17 protein-coding genes are annotated in these 19,236 nt (G+C 44.1%); 13 read left to right on the top strand and 4 right to left on the bottom strand.

The window, feature by feature from the left end:
- Nucleotides 1–80: 80 nt before the first annotated feature.
- Nucleotides 81–1,115 carry a GlxA family transcriptional regulator gene (locus Q0890_RS08730; protein WP_299219561.1) on the bottom strand — a complete coding sequence of 345 codons (1,035 nt, stop codon included), beginning with the start codon at nucleotides 1,113–1,115 and terminating at the stop codon, nucleotides 81–83.
- A 176-nt stretch (nucleotides 1,116–1,291) separates the two neighbouring features.
- Between Q0890_RS08730 and Q0890_RS08735 the strand changes: the two genes are divergently transcribed.
- The 9 genes from Q0890_RS08735 to Q0890_RS08775 all read left to right on the top strand — a co-directional run bounded on the left by Q0890_RS08735 (nucleotide 1,292) and on the right by Q0890_RS08775 (nucleotide 13,566).
- Nucleotides 1,292–3,112 carry an acyl-CoA dehydrogenase gene (locus tag Q0890_RS08735; protein WP_299219563.1) on the top strand — a complete coding sequence of 607 codons (1,821 nt, stop codon included), beginning with the start codon at nucleotides 1,292–1,294 and terminating at the stop codon, nucleotides 3,110–3,112.
- Between the two features lie 75 nt (nucleotides 3,113–3,187).
- Complete coding sequence (locus Q0890_RS08740) at nucleotides 3,188–3,970, top strand: SDR family NAD(P)-dependent oxidoreductase (RefSeq protein ID WP_299219565.1); 783 nt, start codon at nucleotides 3,188–3,190, stop codon at nucleotides 3,968–3,970.
- A gap of 307 nt (nucleotides 3,971–4,277) precedes the next feature.
- Complete coding sequence (locus Q0890_RS08745) at nucleotides 4,278–5,042, top strand: SDR family oxidoreductase (protein ID WP_299219567.1); 765 nt, start codon at nucleotides 4,278–4,280, stop codon at nucleotides 5,040–5,042.
- 358 nt (nucleotides 5,043–5,400) lie between these two features.
- The gene (gene tynA, locus Q0890_RS08750; protein WP_299219569.1) at nucleotides 5,401–7,743 is read left to right on the top strand and encodes a primary-amine oxidase; all 2,343 of its coding nucleotides are present in this window, start codon (nucleotides 5,401–5,403) and stop codon (nucleotides 7,741–7,743) included.
- 63 nt (nucleotides 7,744–7,806) lie between these two features.
- A complete protein-coding gene (locus Q0890_RS08755; protein WP_299219570.1) occupies nucleotides 7,807–9,231 on the top strand; it encodes an aldehyde dehydrogenase family protein in 1,425 nt (474 codons plus the stop codon).
- Nucleotides 9,232–9,441: 210 nt separating this feature from the next.
- A complete protein-coding gene (locus Q0890_RS08760; protein ID WP_299219572.1) occupies nucleotides 9,442–10,488 on the top strand; it encodes a histone deacetylase family protein in 1,047 nt (348 codons plus the stop codon).
- Between the two features lie 192 nt (nucleotides 10,489–10,680).
- Nucleotides 10,681–11,166, top strand: a complete 486-nt coding sequence (locus tag Q0890_RS08765) for a hypothetical protein (RefSeq protein WP_299219574.1) — start codon at nucleotides 10,681–10,683, stop codon at nucleotides 11,164–11,166.
- 220 nt (nucleotides 11,167–11,386) lie between these two features.
- Nucleotides 11,387–11,809, top strand: a complete 423-nt coding sequence (locus Q0890_RS08770) for a tetratricopeptide repeat protein (protein WP_299219576.1) — start codon at nucleotides 11,387–11,389, stop codon at nucleotides 11,807–11,809.
- Nucleotides 11,810–12,021: 212 nt separating this feature from the next.
- Nucleotides 12,022–13,566, top strand: coding sequence for an acetyl-CoA hydrolase/transferase family protein (locus tag Q0890_RS08775; RefSeq protein WP_299219578.1), 1,545 nt, complete (start codon nucleotides 12,022–12,024; stop codon nucleotides 13,564–13,566).
- Between the two features lie 306 nt (nucleotides 13,567–13,872).
- Here Q0890_RS08775 and Q0890_RS08780 read toward each other — a convergent pair whose 3' ends face one another.
- On the bottom strand, nucleotides 13,873–14,814 hold the full coding sequence (locus Q0890_RS08780; protein WP_299219579.1) for an acyltransferase: 942 nt from the start codon (nucleotides 14,812–14,814) through the stop codon (nucleotides 13,873–13,875).
- 241 nt (nucleotides 14,815–15,055) lie between these two features.
- On the opposite strand from Q0890_RS08780, the gene Q0890_RS08785 reads away from it, so the two are divergent.
- The 3 genes from Q0890_RS08785 to Q0890_RS08795 all read left to right on the top strand — a co-directional run bounded on the left by Q0890_RS08785 (nucleotide 15,056) and on the right by Q0890_RS08795 (nucleotide 16,640).
- Nucleotides 15,056–15,298 (top strand): hypothetical protein, encoded by a 243-nt coding sequence (locus Q0890_RS08785; protein ID WP_299219581.1) that lies wholly within the window; start codon nucleotides 15,056–15,058, stop codon nucleotides 15,296–15,298.
- Between the two features lie 100 nt (nucleotides 15,299–15,398).
- Nucleotides 15,399–15,812 carry an alternative ribosome rescue aminoacyl-tRNA hydrolase ArfB gene (gene arfB / locus Q0890_RS08790; RefSeq protein ID WP_299219583.1) on the top strand — a complete coding sequence of 138 codons (414 nt, stop codon included), beginning with the start codon at nucleotides 15,399–15,401 and terminating at the stop codon, nucleotides 15,810–15,812.
- A 111-nt stretch (nucleotides 15,813–15,923) separates the two neighbouring features.
- Entirely contained in the window at nucleotides 15,924–16,640 is a 717-nt protein-coding gene (locus tag Q0890_RS08795; RefSeq protein WP_299219584.1) for a cupin domain-containing protein, read from the top strand.
- Between the two features lie 30 nt (nucleotides 16,641–16,670).
- On the opposite strand, the gene Q0890_RS08800 is transcribed toward Q0890_RS08795, so the two are convergent.
- Both Q0890_RS08800 and Q0890_RS08805 read right to left on the bottom strand, forming a co-directional pair.
- Nucleotides 16,671–17,495, bottom strand: a complete 825-nt coding sequence (locus Q0890_RS08800; RefSeq protein WP_299219586.1) for an enoyl-CoA hydratase — start codon at nucleotides 17,493–17,495, stop codon at nucleotides 16,671–16,673.
- A 254-nt stretch (nucleotides 17,496–17,749) separates the two neighbouring features.
- On the bottom strand, nucleotides 17,750–18,253 hold the full coding sequence (locus tag Q0890_RS08805) for a lactoylglutathione lyase family protein (protein WP_299219588.1): 504 nt from the start codon (nucleotides 18,251–18,253) through the stop codon (nucleotides 17,750–17,752).
- 90 nt (nucleotides 18,254–18,343) lie between these two features.
- On the opposite strand from Q0890_RS08805, the gene Q0890_RS08810 reads away from it, so the two are divergent.
- On the top strand, nucleotides 18,344–19,213 hold the full coding sequence (locus Q0890_RS08810; protein ID WP_299219591.1) for a LysR family transcriptional regulator: 870 nt from the start codon (nucleotides 18,344–18,346) through the stop codon (nucleotides 19,211–19,213).
- The last annotated feature ends 23 nt before the right edge of the window (nucleotides 19,214–19,236 follow it).

The following is a 19,236-nucleotide window of genomic DNA, read 5'->3' on the forward strand; positions in this document are numbered from 1 at the left end:
AATTTATTTATAGCAAACATAGAGCCGATTTGATTTCAGTCAGATCGGCTTTTTGCTGTTTATATATTGTCAAAAAACTCTTAAATCGCTAAGCGTGAAAACTTCTCTTGATATTCTTTTGGTGTCAGCTCGGTTGCGCGCTTAAAAAGTCGCGTGAATGATGAGATGTCATCGTAGCCGACTTGATGAGCCAGCGATTTTATCGTCACATCGCCTGATTCTAATAACCGCTTTGCTTGCTCAATTCTGACTGCTTGAATGTATTCAATCGGGCGCATCGCGACGCAAGATTGAAAACGTCTGTTTAAGGTGCGCGGGGTAACACTGACCATGGCGGCCAAAGCACTCACTTGTATAGGTTGTTTAAAGTTCTCTTCGATGAATACTTGTACTTGCTTGACCAGCTGGTCTGCATGCGGCTTATGCAAAGTCACGTTAGTATAGCTGTTTTGATTGCCACGTTTGCTATCGATGATCTGAGTTTTGGCCACTTGAGTCGAAATCTCACGGCCGCAGTAACGCTCTATCAATAACAAGGCTAAGTCATAAAAGGCGCTACCGCCTGCGGCGCAAAAAATGTGTCCCGATTGGGTTGCTGACTCGCTTTTTGACTGGATTTTTGATTGCGTAACAAACTGGTTTTCTTGCAAGTCCACCAATGGAAAATCTGTCTTAAACTTATTGGCATAGCCCCAATGAGTGGTCGCGACTTTGCCATCAAGTAAGCCTGCCTTTGCCAAAAAAAACGCGCCGCTACAGTTACTGGCGATATCCGCCTTGGTCGTTGCAAGCCGCTTTATATGCACAATTAATTCACTGTTCTGATTCAGTACTTTATCGATCGAGTCGCCAATGGTTGGAATTAATAATAAGTCGCACTCCATCACATCCTTAATATCGCAATGCGCTTGCATGATTAAGCGATTGCTACATCTAATAACGACGCCGCCTAGACTGGCTATTTGCACATCAAATCTTGGCTCTACCGTCTCATCTGCGAATCGTTGCCAGCTGACCCCAGTAAACGAAAATAAATCTAGCGCCCCAGCGAGCACGCTACCGAGTACACCATCGAAACCAACAATAATGACTTTAAAGGGTTTAGAGTAGGGCACAAGCGTTTCCTTTCTTTATACGTATCAGAAATAAAATTTTCGACTGAATATTTCTCACAATCAATGTTGTGTATGTCTTATTTGACCATAATTATGTCATAAATGACAATACGGTACGGCGTTAAATTAGATTACTATCAATTAATTATCAAATTTAATCAGTTAACGAGAATACTATGGCAGCAGATACGCTTATCAATGACTTTGAATTACCGTTCCAATTATATGATGTATTGGGCACTGAAGACTTAACCAAACATCCTAAATTTGCAGAACACAGCCGCGAAACCTTTGATGCGGTTTTGGGTACCGCCAATAAAATCGCCACCGATTTGTTTTTGCCACACAACCATTTGGCAGATAAAAACGAACCACAGTTTGACGGCAAACAAGTCAGTATGATAGACGATGTTAAAGTAGCTTTTGATGCGTTTCGTGAGTCAGGTTTTATCGCGGGTCGTTATCGCTTTGATGATGGTGGGATGCAATTACCCGAAACTGTCATGACAGCGGTGGCAGGCTATTTTATGGCAGCCAACCCATCGACGACTGCCTATCCGTTTTTGACCACGGCCGCGATTAACGTCATCTCGCATTTCGCTAGCGACGAGATTAAAGATGCCTTTATGCCGCGTATGCTAACAGGCGAGTTCACAGGAACGATGGCACTGACCGAGCCGCATGCTGGCTCGTCACTGGCCGATATCAAAACCACCGCTGTCAAGCAAGATGATGGCAGCTATCGAATCAAAGGTAGCAAGATTTATATCTCAGCGGGCGATCATGAGTTGTCTGACAATATCGTGCATTTGGTATTGGCCAAAGTACCGGGCGGTCCTGGTGGTGTCAAAGGTATCTCGTTATTTGCTGTACCCAAGTATCGCTTAAATGAAGATGCCTCGGTTGGTGAGCGTAATGATGTCCATCTAACCGGGCTCATTCATAAGCTTGGTTATCGCGGCGCGACGTCTACGGCATTGAGCTTTGGCGATGCAGGCGCATGCTATGGCTACCTTATCGGTGAAGAGCATTTCGGCCTGCGTTATATGTTTAAGATGATGAATGAGGCGCGTATCGCGGTTGGCTTTGGCGCGGCGATGATTGGCTATCGCGGTTATCAGTATTCGCTCGATTATGCCAAAGATAGGACCCAAGGCAGAATTGCACCGAATAATAAGCCTGAAGATGCAGCAACGGCGATTATTCAGCATGGTGATGTTAAACGCATGCTCCTTGCGCAAAAAGCTTACAGCGAGGGCGGTATTTCACTGTGCTTATACGGCTCAAACCTGATTGATCGTATCAATACCTGTGAAGACGCCACACTCAAAAACGAGCTATCAGAATTATTGGATTTACTCACGCCAGTGCTTAAAGCATGGCCATCGGAATATGGGCCAAAGGCCAATGATTTAGGTATTCAAGTGCTGGGCGGTGCAGGCTACACGCGTGAATACCAGGCCGAGCAGTTTTGGCGTGACAACCGTCTCAATCCCATTCATGAAGGCACAAATGGTGTGCAGGCGTTAGATTTGTCGTTTCGTAAGTTATGGCAAAACAAAGGACTTGGTATTCAAGTTTTAAAACGTGAAATCACCCAAGATCTAGAAAGTATTAGTACGCCAGAAACCGCAAAACTTGCGGGTAAATTGATGCCCTATATGGATCATCTGCATGAGGTATTGGTACATCTAAGTAAGGTTTTGCAGACAGAAAAAGTCATCACGTTGACGGGTAACGCGCAAGCATTGATGAATATCTTTGCCTCTATCGTGGTCAGTTGGATTTGGATTCGCCAAGCGAGTAAAGCGGAGCAGTTGCTAAGCGAAATTAACGACAGCGGCACACAAAATACTGAAAAACAAAACTTTTATCATGGCAAACTACAAGCAGCCAAATATTTTATCGATTGGGAGCTGCCATTAATCAATCGCGATATTGAACTGTTGAATAACGACAATGCGGTATGTACCGATATGCAAGCAGAATGGTTCTAACCAATGAGAGGTTAGTAGTATCATTTTGTAGAAACTTGCACCAGATAAAATAAAACTCTTTTAAAGGAATGTTATATGACGTTAAATACAAATGGAGCTGCCTCAGACGTAACTGGTAAACGTATTTTAATCACCGGCGGGGCCTCTGGTATCGGCGCCGCAAGTGCGCTACTGCTTGCCAGTCGCGGGGCCAAAGTCGTGATTGGCGATTTAGCCGAAGAGATGGGCACAGCCGTTGCTAAGCAAGGACAAGATGCGGGCAATAGTATCATGTTTCAAAAAGTCGATGTCACCAGCGGCGATGATGTACGTGCGCTATTTGCCTTTGCGATGGAAACGCTCGGTGGCCTCGATGTGGTGATAAACAATGCTGGCATCGATCACAAGCCAGCACCGATGCACGAGCTAAGCGATGATGATTTTGATCGTAATATCGCTGTTAATCTCAAAGGCGTCTGGCATTGTATGCGCGCTGCTGTCGCTTGTATGGCGACCAATGGCGGCGGCCATGTGATCAATGTGGCGTCTATCGCGGGTTTGCGTTCTGCGCCGCTGTTATCAGCTTATAGCGCTGCAAAGCATGGTGTCATGGGGCTAACCAAGTCTGCTGCTCACGAATATGCGCGCGTCAATATCCGCTTTAATGCGGTATGTCCGAGCTTTATCGATACGCCGATGGTGCGTAATACCATGGCAAATATGGACGAGCGCGCCCAGCAAGCAACCATCAAAGCCAGCCCAATGCGCCGTTTAGGAGATGTCGATGAAGTGTCTGGTGCGATTGCTTGGCTGGCGAGTGATGAAAGCAGTTTTATGAATGGGCATGCGTTTACCCTCGATGGTGGCATGTTGGCTTAATAATCAAATAACTGCTAAACCATTACGGCGTTAGCCTCGCTCGATGTACTATTTGTACTATCTACGCTCGGCTGCCTTGTAATGAGTTTGCAGTTTTTCGATTATAACTTATTAAGTATTTCCGATAAAAAATTGAAAAATGAATAGCTAATTCAAAATATAAGGAATAGTTGTAGGCTGGGTTTTGAACCCAGCATTTTACTTTTATAAATTTTCACAGCTGGGTTAAAAACCCAGCCTACGCCAAAAAACTAAAATAGTTGAAAATGAGATTTACTTTTAATACTTTACAAAAATATAAGGAATAGTGATGAAAGATTTATTTGATTTAACGGGTAAGATTGCTTTAGTCACTGGCGCGAGCCGTGGTATTGGTGAATCTATCGCCCGTCTATTAGCATCTAGAGGCGCACATGTCATTGTCTCTAGCCGTAAGATTGATGCTTGCCAAGCCGTCGCTGATAGCATTGTCGCCGACGGCCACAAAGCCAGCGCCTTTGCCTGTCACGTGGGTGAGATGGATCAGATTGAGGCGGTTTTTGAGCATATCAAGAGCGAATTTGGTCAAATTGATATCTTAGTCAATAACGCCGCCGCCAATCCTTATTATGGGCATATCTTAGATACGGATTTGGCAGCGTTTGATAAGACTGTGGAAGTTAACATTCGTGGTTATTTCTTTATGTCGACAGCTGCGGGCAAGATGATGCGCGAGCAGGGCGGCGGGGTGATTTTGAACACCGCCTCGGTCAATGGCTTGGTCGCGGGTGATAAGCAAGGCATCTATTCAATTACTAAAGCAGCAGTGATTAGCATGACTAAAGCTTTTGCTAAAGAATGTGGCCCATTAAATATTCGCGTCAATGCACTGCTGCCAGGTCTGACCGATACCAAATTTGCCTCAGCATTGACCACCAATGATAAAGTCTTAAAAATGGCGCTACATTCAATACCGTTAGGACGCGTAGCCGATCCAGACGAGATGGCAGGTACGGTGTTGTACTTAGTGTCTGATGCGTCAAGCTATACGACAGGCGCGACGGTCGTTGTCGATGGCGGTATGCTTGCTTAGTAGTAAATGGGTAGCAAATAAGTAGTGTGAAATAATAGCGACAGCGCTTAAAATAGCAAAACCGTATGATGCTAATATCATGCGGTTTTTTGTATTTATACTCTATATGCAATTTATATGATCTAAACATAGGAACAAATTAACTGTGAAGCTGCGTTAATAAAAAATAGAGATGAGTTATTGTCCTGCAATATAACTGTTGCTATAGTAAATAACGGTTTGATCGTAAAATGAGTCGCCTATAGCGTATTTACTAAGCTTTTTTATTGTCTACCGGTCACTACCAAGTACGAAATGGAATTCGTCTCAGAGTTAGTAGATGCTATCTCTATACCTCAATACGATAAGGAAGTCGTCAATGATACATGCTCATAACTCCATCTATAATAAGCAAAAACTCAATAATAAAACCAATAAAAATCTCACTACTAGGGCGTTAAAATCAACTTTTACTGCATTGGTGGCCAGTCTGGCGCTTGCATATAGCGCGCAAGCATTTGCTCATGGCGGCAAAGTCAATATGGTTCCGATCGAGGAGGCGATGAGTACCGCGGGTGCAGACGTTGAATATGATAGTTATGCCGAGATGTATACCATCACCAAGAACTCTACCCGCGTACAGATCAAACCCAACAGCAAAACTGCCATGGTGAACGGCCAGTCTCTAACCATTACCAATCCGCTTATTATAAAAGATGGACAAGCTTTAGTACCTGATTCATTGGCAAATGAAATCTTGCAATCAGGTTTGGATCAAACCTTTAAAATAGAGCAAAGCCCGCACCCACTCAATGTGTTAAGTGCTGAGGAGATTGAGCAAACATTGGCTATTATCAAAAAAGCCAAGCCTACTGAGACCAATCTACGGTTTTCTGATATCCGCCTAAAACAGCCTGATAAAGATGCAGTATGGCGTAATGTCACTGAAGACAGGCCTTATAAGGGCGATCGCGTGGCAACCTTTAGTATTTTGAAAGGCAATACGGTCATTGAAGGTGAAGCAAACTTAAACAAAAACGCCTTAACCAGTTGGAATGCGATAGAAGATACCTTTGGTATGGTGCTGGTAGATGATTTTTATGCCATACAAGACATTATCCAAAATAGCCCTGAATACAAAGTGGCGTTAAAAAAACATGGTATAGATGATGTGACTAAGGTTGTCGGAACGCCGCTGACCGTTGGATATTTCGGTGATCAGGACAATTTAGATCAGCAGCTGCGCGTCCTTAAAATCGTCTCTTATCTAGATGTGGGCGATGGCAACTACTGGGCGCACCCTATCGAAAACTTAGTAGCAGTGGTAGATTTGGATGAGAAAAAAATCATTAAAATAGAGGAAGGTAGTGTCATTCCAGTGCCGATGACCCCGCGTCCAATCGATGGTCGTGACCAAGATATTGTCACCAGTAAGCCGTTAAATATCATCGAACCAGAGGGCAAAAACTATACCATCACCGGCCGAGACGTTGAATGGCACAACTGGAAGTTTCATATTGGTTTAGACAGTCGAACAGGCCTACAGCTTAGTACGGTCACTTTTAATGATAAAGGCGTTGATCGCAAAATCATGTATCAAGGCAACTTGGGCGGTATGGTCGTGCCTTATGGCGATCCAGATATGGGCTGGTACTTTAAGTCTTATCTTGATGCTGGTGAATACGGCATGGGAACTCTGACCTCGCCACTAGAAAAGAATGTCGATGCACCAGAAAACGCCGTACTCCTTGACGCTGTGCTACCAGACTATCAAGGCAATCCTTATACCATTCCGAATGCCATTGCAGTGTTTGAGCGTTATGCAGGTCCTGAGTTTAAGCATCAAGAAATGGGGCAAAAAAACGTCAGTACTGAGCGCCGAGAGCTGGTCGTACGCTGGATAAGTACGATAGGTAACTATGATTATATTTTTGACTGGGTGTTTGAGCCAAACGGTACGATCGGTATCGACGCTGGAGCCACTGGTATCGAGGCTGCTAAAGGTGTACTTGCAAAAACCATGCATGATCCAACGGCCAAAGAAGACACTCGCTATGGTACGTTGATTGATCATAATATCGTCGGTCCCACGCACCAGCATATCTATAACTTCCGCTTAGATATGGATGTCGATGGCGAGACCAATCATATTAAACGTATAGATCCCATCGTCGCTGACAATACACGCGGAGGGCCGCGTACCAGTGCTATGGAGACTCGCGAAACCACAGTGGTGACCGAGACTGCCGCCAAAGAAAACTTCGATCCTGCTTCTGTGCGCCTAATCAGTAATGCAAGCAAAGAGAACCGTATGGGAAATCCGGTATCGTATCAAATGATTCCGTTTGCAGGCGGGACTCATCCTATCGCAAAAGGCGCCAACTTCGCTGATGATGAGTGGATATACAATCGTCTTAATTTTATGGATAAACAAATTTGGGTGACCAACTATGATGCAGATGAGCAATATCCAGAAGGCAAATATCCCAATCGCTCTGACAAAGATACTGGCTTAGGGCAGTTTACGAAAGACGATGAAAACATCCATAACAAAGACTTGGTGGTGTGGCTAACGACAGGTACTACCCATATTGCCCGTGCTGAAGAGTGGCCTATCATGCCGACAGAATGGGTAAACGTGCTACTAAAACCGTGGAATTTCTTTGATGAAACGCCATCGCTGCATTTGAATCAAGATAAAGGTGAGAGCGAAAGCAAATAAATACTTAAGTAAATAAACACCTTTAGAGTATTAGGCCATAACCTTAACCATAAGAGTAAAAAAATGAAAGAATTTAATTTAATTATCAACGGTGAAAGTGTTGGCACCACTGACTATTTTGACGTTATCAATCCAGCGGACAAATCTGTCATTGCTCGCTGCCCAAAGGCTACCACTGTGCAGTTAAATGAGGCGGTGGCAGCGGCCAAATCAGCGTTCCCTACTTGGTCGGCGCTGACTTATGAGGAGCGCCGAGATCGTTTGATGCAGCTTGCTGATGCTATCGAAGATAACGCTGAGGAGCTGATGACGCTACTGACCAAAGAGCAGGGTAAGCCGACCAAAGGCTTTGCAGATCTGGGTGCAGGCTTTGAGTTTGGTGGGACACTCGCTTGGATACGCGCGACCGCCAGTATGACATTGGAGCCGCAGGTCATTCAGGATAATGATACTGCACATATAGAGCTACATCGCAAGCCGCTTGGAGTAGTAGGTTCGATTACGCCGTGGAACTACCCATTGCTGATAGGTATCTGGCACATTATCCCTGCACTATTGACAGGTAATACCGTCGTCATGAAGCCCTCTGAGATGACCCCATTGACCGTGTTACGATTCGGTGAAATCGCTAAAGACATTTTGCCCGCTGGTGTGTTAAATATAGTGACTGGCGAAGGGGAGATTGGGGCTGCGATGACGTCACATCAAGAGATTCAAAAAATTGTATTTACAGGCTCGACGCCCACGGGCAAAGCCATTATGAAAAGTGCAGCTGACAATCTTACCCGCTTGACACTAGAGCTTGGTGGCAACGATGCAGGTATTGTCTTAGCAGATGCCGATATTGCCGCTTGTGCGCCAAAGATATTTGCGACCTCTTTTATTAATAATGGCCAAACTTGTGCTGCCCTAAAGCGCCTTTATGTCCATGAATCTGTGCACGACGAGCTATGTGAAGCTTTAACGAACATGGCCAATAGCATGAAAACGGGCAATGGCTTTGATGAAGATACTGACTTTGGACCGCTACAGAATCAAGAGCAGCTTAATATCGTCAAAGCACTTGCCAAAGATGCCAAAGAACGCGGCGCCAACTTCTTATGCGGCGGTGACGTCACGGATGAGAGCGGCTATTTTTATCCAATCACGCTCGTGAGCAATATTAATGATGGGGCAAGGCTGGTCGATGAAGAACAATTTGGGCCCATTTTACCTATCATTAAATTTAGCGATGTGGAAGAGGCGATAGATAGTGCCAATCGCTTGCAAGTTGGGCTTGGCGGCTCAGTGTGGTCGCAGAATATCGAAAAGGCACAAAAAATTGCTTCTCGCTTAGAGTGCGGTACGGTTTGGATCAATAATCATGCCATGATTCAGCCTGATGCGCCATTTGGCGGTGTGAAAGATTCAGGGTTTGGGGTGGAGTTTGGAGAAGCTGGCCTAAAAGAATTCACCTTCATCCAAACCGTACAGACGTTTAAATCTTAAAACCACTTTTACTGATAACAAGGGTCATTAAAGATTCTATGCTGTAGTCACGTTTGCAGCATAGAATCTTTATTTGTATTTGACTCTGATTAGGCACTGGCATATATTCAATGGTTGGTGATAATAATATGATGACTTTTAGCCATATAAAAAAAGGCCATGACGGCATCATACAAAATGGACTGCGTCATAAACAATGGAGTGTACAGAGTGAAAATATACAGTCATGAAAACTTAAGTCTGCATAGACCACTGCCTTACTTTTCGTATGGAAAAATGCATGAGCCGCTAGAGATACCAGAGCGTATGGTTGAGATGTTAAAAGCACCAGCGGCATTGGGACTCGAGGTGACAAATGCCAAAGAGGTCGGGATGGGACCGATCTTAGCGGTGCATGACTTTGGTTATGTTGAGTTTTTAAAGCATGGCTATGACGAATGGATGGCGGTAGAAGAGGACTTAGGAGACCAAGTACAGACAGGGATTTTTGTGCCGTATGACAATCCTGGACTGGGCATCATGGCAAAAGCGGCCAAATATCAGGCCGATGATAGCGCGCCAATCAGTGAGCATTCATGGATATCTATCTATTGGTCAGCGCAAACGGCGCTTAATGCAGCTGAGGCTTTGCTTAACGATGATAGCGACTCAAGCAATGACACCGATGTACAACTTTGCTTTTCACGGCCGCCCGGTCACCATGCACGCAAGAGCGCAGCAGGTGGATTTTGTTATCTAAACAATGCCGCCATCATCGCAGAACACTTACGACAAAAATACGCCAAAATAGCCATCATCGATACCGATATGCATCACGGTCAGGGTATTCAAGAGATATTCTACGATCGCAGTGATGTCCTATATACCTCGGTACATGGCGACACCGTTAATTTTTATCCAGGCGTCACTGGTCATGAGTTTGAAAGAGGGACGGGTGAGGGTGAGGGTTATAACGTCAACTTTCCAATGCCGCATGGTACTGATGAGGAAGGCTTCTTTGAGTATGTCGATAAATCCATCGATACTATAAAAACCTTTGATCCTGATGTCATCGTCCACGTCTTAGGGTTTGATGTCTACAAAGATGATCCAGAAGCGAGATGTAAAGTCAGCACAGAAGGCTTTAAAATATTGGCGCAAAAGATGAAAGCGTTAAATAAGCCTTTGATTGTACTGGTAGAAGGCGGCTACTATATCCAAAAGCTCAACGATAATTTACAGGCGTTTTTATCAGGGTTGATAGAAAAAAAGAGTTAGTACGCATTTCTTAAACGAATAACTTTAGAGCGTGTTGAATGTTTAATACGTCCTAAAGTTATCTTACCGTTTACCCATCATTCCAATATACGCTATACAATTAAATATATTATAGATTAAATGGTTATTAAAAGGTAGACTATAAAGTAAGTTGATAACTTTTTAAACAATAGCTAATGATTGGAGAAAACCATGAAAAAAGTCCTCGCCACTGCACTAGCGATAGGTGCTACTTCACTGATGGTTGGCTGTACCGCAACCAACGCGATGTCGCAGAAAAGTCAAGTCACGCCTGAGAACAAAACATCCACTCCATCGGTATTGCTCAATGTTACCTCAGATAATGCTCAAGTACAGCTGATGTCGATGGTACTCACCATGCAGTCAGCTCAACAAGGCGCTGATACTCGTGTGTTACTATGTGGTCCAGCAGGCGATATGGCTTTACGTGATGCGCCTGCAAGCGCAACGACAGGACAGCCGCCAAAAAATATGAGTCCGCAAGGATTAATGAAAATGGTCATGAAGAATACTGATACCAAAGTTGAAGTATGCGCCATTTATTTACCAGGTAAAGGGGTCGATCAATCTGTATTGATAGACGGCGTGACCGTAGCTGACCCTGCTGAGATTGGTGCACTGATGGTTGATGGTAAAACCCAAGTGGTGAGCTTTTAAAACAAAGGTCAATCAGAAAGATAAAATGATCAGAGACACGATATCAATATTGTGTCTTTTTTAGTGAGACACTATCTAATACCATTGTTTTTTTAACGCTCATTTAGACGTTCAATATAAGCTATAATTACCAATTCTAAAAACCACTAACATTGAAGTTTCTCTAAACCAAGCGCGTCTTTATTGATAACAGTGAGTTAAGAGCAACAAGGTACCAGTCATGATTAATACCAAAATATATAAGTCCATTTATGTGCTAGCCGAAAAACTACTAGAAGCCGATAGCAAAAACGATCAAGAGACATTTGACGCACTATACGGGCAGCTAAAAGATCTTTGCATCGAAAATGAGAAGAGCGATAAAGACCACCCAGAGCAATGGGAGACACTCGCTGACTTCACTGAAGACTTAGAAGCTGCGCTCATCATTTATGAAAAAGCACTCAAAAAAGCCACTGCTATTAATTCAAAAGATCATATGGCATCAATTGCGTTTTCTATGGCTGAGTTACAGATCGAGTTGGGCCAAAAAGACGCGGCTCTCGCCAATCTAAAAAACGCCAAAACCAGTGCCAATAAAATTGAAGATAAAGAATTTAAGACTGAGATAAATAAGCTACTTGCCACGCTATCGGCAGAGTAACTGTCATATAAAAGGGCGTTTGAACCGCTTTAATTTTAAAGTTAAACGTCTATACTTAAGCGCACCTGCTTGCCTTTTGTCGAAAAATTGTCCAAAATGCGACAACGAAAACGTGTTAGCGGGTTCGTTGCAGATTTACCTCATTGTCATGTCTGTTTTAGTATTCATTATTTTGAGGTTTTTTTAATAAGGAAGTTAATAGGAATATTGCTATGGGTTCAATCAATCACGAAGAGCGCGTCCGTCATGAAGGTTTGCGTGAAAAAATCATGTCCGCTGAACAGGCCGCTTCATTTGTACAAAATGGTATGACGCTTGGGGTTGCAGGATTTACAGGGGCAGGCTACCCAAAATTTGTACCAACTGCTATCGCCAATCGTGCCAAAGACGCTCATGCTCGTGGCGAAGCATTCGGTATCGGTATGCTAACGGGTGCGTCCACCTCTCATGACTGTGACGGGGTATTGGCAGAAGCCAATTGTATTAATTTTCGTGCACCATTCCAATCTGATCCTGCCATGCGTAACCACATTAACGCTGGTAACACACACTATGTTGATATGCATTTATCACACTTTGAGCAGCAAGTTCGTTTTGGCTTCTATGGCGATATGGACATTGCCTTGATCGAAGCAACAGGCATTACCCCAGAAGGCAAAATCATTCCTTCAATGGGCATTGGTACTAATAACCAGTGGCTCAAAACTGCCAAAAAAGTCATCATCGAAGTCAACTCGCGTCAAAGCATGATGTTAGATGGCATGCATGATATCCCAGCAGACCTTGGTGAGCCGCCGTTCCGTCAGCCTATTCCTATTGTCAAGCCAGATGATCGCATCGGTACGCCGTATCTAGAGTGTGATCTTGATAAGATCATCGGTATCGTCATGACCGATGCACCAGATCGTAATAGCAAGTTTGCTGATCCAGATGAAAACTCAAAAACGATTGCGTCACAAATCATCGAATTCTTAGATCATGAAGTCAAAAAAGGCCGCTTGCCAAAAAACCTATTACCACTACAGTCTGGTGTGGGTAATGTGGCAAACGCTGTATTGATGGGTCTACAAGACAGTCCGTTTGATGATCTGATGGGATACACCGAAGTACTGCAAGACGGTATGCTGGACCTAGTACTTAGCGGTAAAATGAAGTCAGCGTCGGCCACGGCATTGTCGTTTAGCCCAGATGCGCTAAAGCGTTTCAATGACAATATTGAGTTTTTGAGTGATAAGCTCGTACTGCGCCCGCAAGAGTTTACCAACCATCCAGAGGTGATTCGTCGTCTAGGTATCATTGCTATGAATGCGATGATCGAAGCGGATATTTACGGTAACGTCAACTCAACCCATATCATGGGTACCAAGATGATGAATGGTATCGGCGGTTCGGGTGACTTTACTCGTAACTCGCATTTCTCATTCTTTGTGAGTCCATCTACGGCTAAAGGTGGCGCTATCTCTACTATCGTGCCGATGGTATCGCATCACGACCACACTGAGCATGATGTGATGTTCTTGGTGACTGAGCAAGGATTTGCTGATTTGCGTGGTAAGTCACCGCGTCAACGCGCCAAGCTTATCATCGATAACTGTGCGCACCCAGACTATCGCCCAATGCTACAAGATTACTATGACCGTGCTGCTAAGGCCAGTGGCTTACAAACCCCGCACCTTTTAAATGAAGCTTTGTCATGGCATCAACGTTTCGTTGAGACGGGTGATATGCGTATCAATAAAATGCGCCTCGCGGTATAAGTGATTTATCGTTCTAAATTTATAGCAGTAAAATAGTATCAACGTCTCTTATCTGTCATCAGGTAGGAGGCGTTTTTTTATATCTAAAAATAGCTTCTAAATCGCTGTAGTCAGTTCACAATATAGTCAGTTCACAATAAAAGAGATACGCTTAAAATAGCGTTCTGCTGGTATAAGTTTTCCTTGCTTGCTGTGCGCTTTGCACTCCAGAGGCTTCAAAAAATTTATCCCAGCAGCACTATGCTGTTTTTAAGAGGCGTTTTTTATTTATTGAAACTAGCTTTCAGGCTCCTATGCTTCAAGATCCTATGTTTCAAAGTCAGTCAGCATCTTGGTGATGCGCGCATCTTTTTGACGCCATATATGTTCAACCCATTCAAACATTCTGGCTTTGACGGCATCATCATCTTCGTAACCGCCATTTTGAACAGCTACAGATAAACCATCTGGTATGTCGATATAGCGGACATCGACGCCCAAGCGCTTGATATTTCCTTTCCACAAGTCACTATAAGTCGGTACGCCATCAGGATAGACAATCGTCATATCCAATATACCGTCTACCTCGGCGCCCAAGGCATTGATAGCCAGCGCCAAACCGCCCGCTCGTGGCTTGAGCAGGTGCGTGTAGGGCGACTGCTGTTTTTCATGCTTAACAGGCGTAAAGCGCGTTCCTTCTAGATAATTGAGCAAGGTGAAAGGCTTGTCTTTGAGCAGCGCGCAGGCACGTTTTGCTTCTTTGAGATCTTGACCTTTTAAGGCAGGGTTCTTTGCGATATCCGCTTTAGAATGCCGACGCATCATGGGGAAATCTAAAAAGTAAAAGGTCTGACCGACGATAGGAATGTATATCAATTCAAACTTAGTAAAAAACCGCGTCAAAGGCAGGCGATCTTGGCTAATATACTGGACAATACTGGTATCAACCCATGATTGATGATTGCTAATCAGTAGGTATTTGCCGTCTATATGTACGTCATCAGGTAGGCTGATGCGCCAGTCTTTTTGTGGTAACACCATGTCGATCACCGCGTTATTACTATTAATCCAATGATTGGCGATTTTAATCACCGCCTTGTCAGCGATAGCTGCGCCAGTAATCATTTTGGTCGCACCCATAAACCACACGGGGATGCTGCCAGCGAAGCTATTTCCTGCGATGACACCCGTCGCCGTCGCTAGCGATACTGCTTTGGCAAGTTTGGGCGTGCGGTCGTGCATTTTTTGAAAAACGGATGCCAAGCGCATATCAAATCCTTTCTATTTGTCTATTGTTGGTTATTATAAGCATCATGGCATAATTTTAGCAGATATACATACTTGTGCAGCAATGGCGGTGTGACTGGCCGTTACAAATAATGAATATAGCAGTAGAGAGTGAATGAGAGCGCATTGTAGGTGCATTTCAACTGCTATCATAATCGAGTGTTTGAGTTATTGTAAGAAGTAAAAATTCATTTTGAGTGAAATACTATTTTGGAGCGCAACTATGGAGATCATAGGAATTGTTTTATTTATTATTGGTGTCATCATCTCTTTTATCTACGGGATTAAGCTGATTATTATTGCCTTTCAAGAATCCATACTTTGGGGTCTGTTATATCTATTTCTTCCATTTGCCAACTTATATTTTATTATTACGCGCTGGGAAAAGTGCAAAGCGTCCGTTTTTAAAATACTGCTGTCAATTCCGTTTTTAGTGATAGGCGCTATGCTTGGTTCAATGCAATAAGATGTTAGAAGTAACGCCCTATTTATAAATCCTCAACCACACCCCATATAGGAGAAAACCAATTAAAAAACCAATAATTTAAAAGAAATAAAAGACAACTATGATTTTTATAAGCAATAACATTAGCCTAAGCGATAGTGAGGTCGAGATTAGCGCCATCCGCGCGCAAGGGGCAGGCGGGCAAAACGTCAATAAAGTCTCATCCGCTATCCATCTACGCTTCGATATCAATGCCTCAAGTCTGAATGACACACAAAAACAGCGTTTATTAGACAGCAAAGACAGCCGTGTCACTAAAGAGGGGGTATTCGTCCTCAAAGCTCAGCAATTCCGTACCCAAGAGCGCAATAAGATTGACGCGTTTGAACGTCTTAAAGCCTTTATCGTGCAATCTACCCAAGTCGCTAAAGCTCGCAGACCTACTAAGCCGAGCATGAACGCTAAGCGCAAACGTGTCGATCAAAAGACGCAGCGCGGCAAAACCAAGGCATTGCGCGGTAAGGTTGATTATTAAGCGGGCTATTATAGTTAGTATTAAATAAAAAAGTTACAACGACTAAAACGTGCTACTGGTATAAATTTTTAAGTCGCTCAGCTATATAAAATTGAATTTGGACACTATCCTATGCTAATTAATGCAGATTTTTCACGTCGCGCTGAATTACGCGCTGAAGGGCATCAATGGATTAAATCACCGCAGAATGGTGTCGAGCGCGTCATGCTTGATCGCGTGGGTGCAGAAAAGGCGCGGGCGACTAGCCTTGTGCGTTATGCGCCTAACTCGTATTTTCCGCATCATCAGCATCCGGGCGGCGAGGAGATTTTGGTATTGTCAGGTACGTTTTCTGCTGATGATAAGCATTATCCAGCGGGCTGGTATCTACGCAATCCGCCAGCATCAGGCCATACGCCTTATAGCGATGAAGGTGCGGTGATCTTTGTAAAGCTGCGACAGATGTCACCATCTGAAGAGCGCCATGTCACTATCGATACGCACGATAGCGTAAACTGGCAACGAGTCGGCAACCGCGAGATATGTGCTTTATTTTCAAACGATAGCGAACAGGTGAGCTTGCAGCGGTTGAGCGCAAGTGACACGTTGTTTACACAAGACCTCATGACTCAAGCGATTGAGGGTGGTGCAGAACTGCTGGTGGTCAAAGGTACGCTGCTAGAAGGCGATAAAACCTATAAACAAGGTAGCTGGCTACGCTTGCCCGCAGGTGCGCAGCCACAGATAAAAGCAGGCGAGGAAGGCGCTACCGTTTATCTTAAAACCGGACATCTCGCTCATGTCATTGGCGCGGATGTCCAAGATCGCGTAGGAGAAAAGCATAGATAGTATAAGGACATCTAAACGCTAGTAAAGTAATTAACGTCCCGTCCATACTGCGTGGCGCTTTTCGATAAAGGCGTCAATTCCTTCCGTCACATCGTCTGCCATCATATTACAAGTCATCACTTTGCCAGCATATTCATAAGCATCTGCTAAATCCATGTCCAACTGTTTATAGAACATATCTTTGCCCGTTTTGACCGCGACAGAGGATTTGGCAGTAATGGCATCGGTTAGAGACTGCAATGTTCCATCCAACTGATCCGCTGGCGCGACACGGTTAATCAGTCCTTGCTGCAAGGCCGTATTTGCATCGATAAACTCACCTGTGATTAGCATCTCAAAGGCTTGCTTGCGAGATAGGTTACGGCTGACGGCAACGGCAGGGGTTGAACAAAACAGTCCGACATTTATTCCAGAAGTCGCAAACTTAGCATCATTAGAGGCCACCGCTAAGTCACACGCTGCCACCAGTTGACAGCCTGCGGCGGTAGCGATGCCTTGTACTTTGGCAATTACAACCTGCGGCATTTGATTGATGGTCAGCATCATCTGACTACACTGCTTAAATAATGCGCTGTGAAATGCTTCATCTGAGTGTGCGCGCATCTCTTTTAGGTTATGACCTGCACAAAACGCTTTGCCATTCGCGGCGATCACGACCACGCGGATACTACTATCTTGGGCGATGCTGTCCAGCTCTGCTTGCATGGCGGATAACATATCTACTGATAGCGCATTGAATTGCTTGGGGCGGTTTAAAGTAAGAGTGACGACGCCGCTTGCATCTTTACTGTCTTCTCTTATAACTAATGGCTCGCTGGTGTCAGTAGTAGGGGCGTCTGTATTTGTAGTATTCATTTATCATCCTTGATAATTGGTGTGTAAACGTAAGGAAAGATCTAAAAAGGCATCTGAATAATACTCTAAATAGTAGCATGACTTATAAGTTATACAATAGGCTGCTGATATTGAAGTTGCACATATGAAAATAGCGCACTCATATTATGAATGCGCTATACGTATCTTCATTAAAAATAAATCGACATGTAGAGATAAGTCCGATTTTTTTAGCGTTCATTATGAGCCGTTACTTTACTCTTAAGCGCTATAATTTAATATGCGCCTTCGCTATAAATCAGCTCATAGCTGTGGCTGTATATTTCAACGATATTGCCAAACGGGTCTTCCATATAAATCATACGGTAAGGTTTTTCGCCGGGGTAGTAATAACGCGGTTTTTCCATACGCTTTTTACCGCCAGCTGCGACGATACGTTCAGCGAGCTCTTCCACGTTTGGATCTTGAACACAGAAGTGAAAAACACCTGTCTTCCAGTATTCAAAGTTGTTTTCAGGGTTTTCTTGATTTTTAAATTCAAAGATTTCAACGCCGATACAGTCACCAGTTGAGAGATGAGCGATACGGAAACTGCCCCAGCCTGAGCCAAAGACTTCCGTACACATCTCACCGATAGGACTGTCATCTTCAATGATTTCAGTCGGCTCCATGATGGTGTACCAACCCATCACCTCGGTATAGAATTTTACTGCCGCCTCTAGATCAGGGACGGAAAGGCCAATGTGCGAAAAGCTTCTTGGATAAACGTTATTCATCATTCATACTCCTGTTTTGATATGAGAGTAGTTTACAAAGCTATATCCATTACGTAAAATTATCATTTATTATAAAGATAAGTATCTATCGTAATGATGAATATCACGTGGCTACGTACGTTCTGTACCCTTATTGAAGTGGGACATTTTACCCGCACTGCCGAGCGCCTATATATGACCCAGTCAGGCGTGAGCCAACACATACGTAAGCTTGAAAGTCAGTTAGATGTCGACTTGCTCATCCGCCAAGGGAAGCAGTTTTCATTGACGGATGCCGGCGAGGAGCTGTATAGGGAGGCGGGTGATATCTTGCAGCGCTTAGCAAATCTAGAACAGCGTATCGGTGACGACCCCGCCTATGCAGGGATAGTGAGACTCATGTCTCCTGGCAGCGTGGGCTTAAAGCTGTATCCGCAGCTTTTGACCTTACAACAACAGTATCCGCAGTTGGTGATTGATTATCGCTTTGCGCCAAATAGCGATATAGAGCGAGCGCTTGCGAATCATGACATTGATATTGGGTTTATGACGGAGATCTCAGATGACGAAGGAATAAGTTGCCAGTCAATAGCTCAGGAAGCGCTCATACTAGTGACGCTTGTGATGACTCATGAGCCAAGCTGGGAGACACTCATAGCGCTTGGGTTTATCGATCATCCTGACGGTACTCATCATGCCAGCATGCTGCTGAGTGCCAATTATAGAGAGTTCCAGCATATTAATGACTTTAAGAAAAAGGGCTTTTCTAATCAAATTGGTTTGATTTTAGAGCCTGTTAGTAGGGGGCTTGGCTTTACCGTGCTGCCAGCACACGCGGTTGCAGCATATCCAAATCCTGAGCTTATTAGCAGTCATCGTTTGCCCGTGCCAGTGAGTGAAACACTATATCTTGCCGTACGGCGCCAGCAAGCCCTACCTAACAGAATGCAAACCGTCATTAACGAGATAAAAAAATGGCTGTAAAATTATAAAAAATAGCGATATTT

This window comes from uncultured Psychrobacter sp. (genome assembly GCF_947488565.1).
In the GTDB taxonomy this organism is placed as follows: Bacteria; Pseudomonadota; Gammaproteobacteria; order Pseudomonadales; family Moraxellaceae; genus Psychrobacter; species Psychrobacter saeujeotis.

What these genes read in the sequence shown, in the direction of transcription:
- Q0890_RS08735 (WP_299219563.1), top strand. Translation starts at nt 1,292, where the DNA reads ATGGCAGCAGATACGCTTATCAATGACTTTGAATTACCGTTCCAATTA.
- Q0890_RS08740 (WP_299219565.1), top strand. Translation starts at nt 3,188, where the DNA reads ATGACGTTAAATACAAATGGAGCTGCCTCAGACGTAACTGGTAAACGT.
- tynA (WP_299219569.1), top strand. Translation starts at nt 5,401, where the DNA reads ATGATACATGCTCATAACTCCATCTATAATAAGCAAAAACTCAATAAT.
- Q0890_RS08755 (WP_299219570.1), top strand. Translation starts at nt 7,807, where the DNA reads ATGAAAGAATTTAATTTAATTATCAACGGTGAAAGTGTTGGCACCACT.
- Q0890_RS08765 (WP_299219574.1), top strand. Translation starts at nt 10,681, where the DNA reads ATGAAAAAAGTCCTCGCCACTGCACTAGCGATAGGTGCTACTTCACTG.
- Q0890_RS08770 (WP_299219576.1), top strand. Translation starts at nt 11,387, where the DNA reads ATGATTAATACCAAAATATATAAGTCCATTTATGTGCTAGCCGAAAAA.
- Q0890_RS08775 (WP_299219578.1), top strand. Translation starts at nt 12,022, where the DNA reads ATGGGTTCAATCAATCACGAAGAGCGCGTCCGTCATGAAGGTTTGCGT.
- Q0890_RS08780 (WP_299219579.1), bottom strand. Translation starts at nt 14,814, where the DNA reads ATGCGCTTGGCATCCGTTTTTCAAAAAATGCACGACCGCACGCCCAAA.
- Q0890_RS08785 (WP_299219581.1), top strand. Translation starts at nt 15,056, where the DNA reads ATGGAGATCATAGGAATTGTTTTATTTATTATTGGTGTCATCATCTCT.
- arfB (WP_299219583.1), top strand. Translation starts at nt 15,399, where the DNA reads ATGATTTTTATAAGCAATAACATTAGCCTAAGCGATAGTGAGGTCGAG.
- Q0890_RS08795 (WP_299219584.1), top strand. Translation starts at nt 15,924, where the DNA reads ATGCTAATTAATGCAGATTTTTCACGTCGCGCTGAATTACGCGCTGAA.
- Q0890_RS08800 (WP_299219586.1), bottom strand. Translation starts at nt 17,495, where the DNA reads ATGAATACTACAAATACAGACGCCCCTACTACTGACACCAGCGAGCCA.
- Q0890_RS08805 (WP_299219588.1), bottom strand. Translation starts at nt 18,253, where the DNA reads ATGATGAATAACGTTTATCCAAGAAGCTTTTCGCACATTGGCCTTTCC.
- Q0890_RS08810 (WP_299219591.1), top strand. Translation starts at nt 18,344, where the DNA reads ATGATGAATATCACGTGGCTACGTACGTTCTGTACCCTTATTGAAGTG.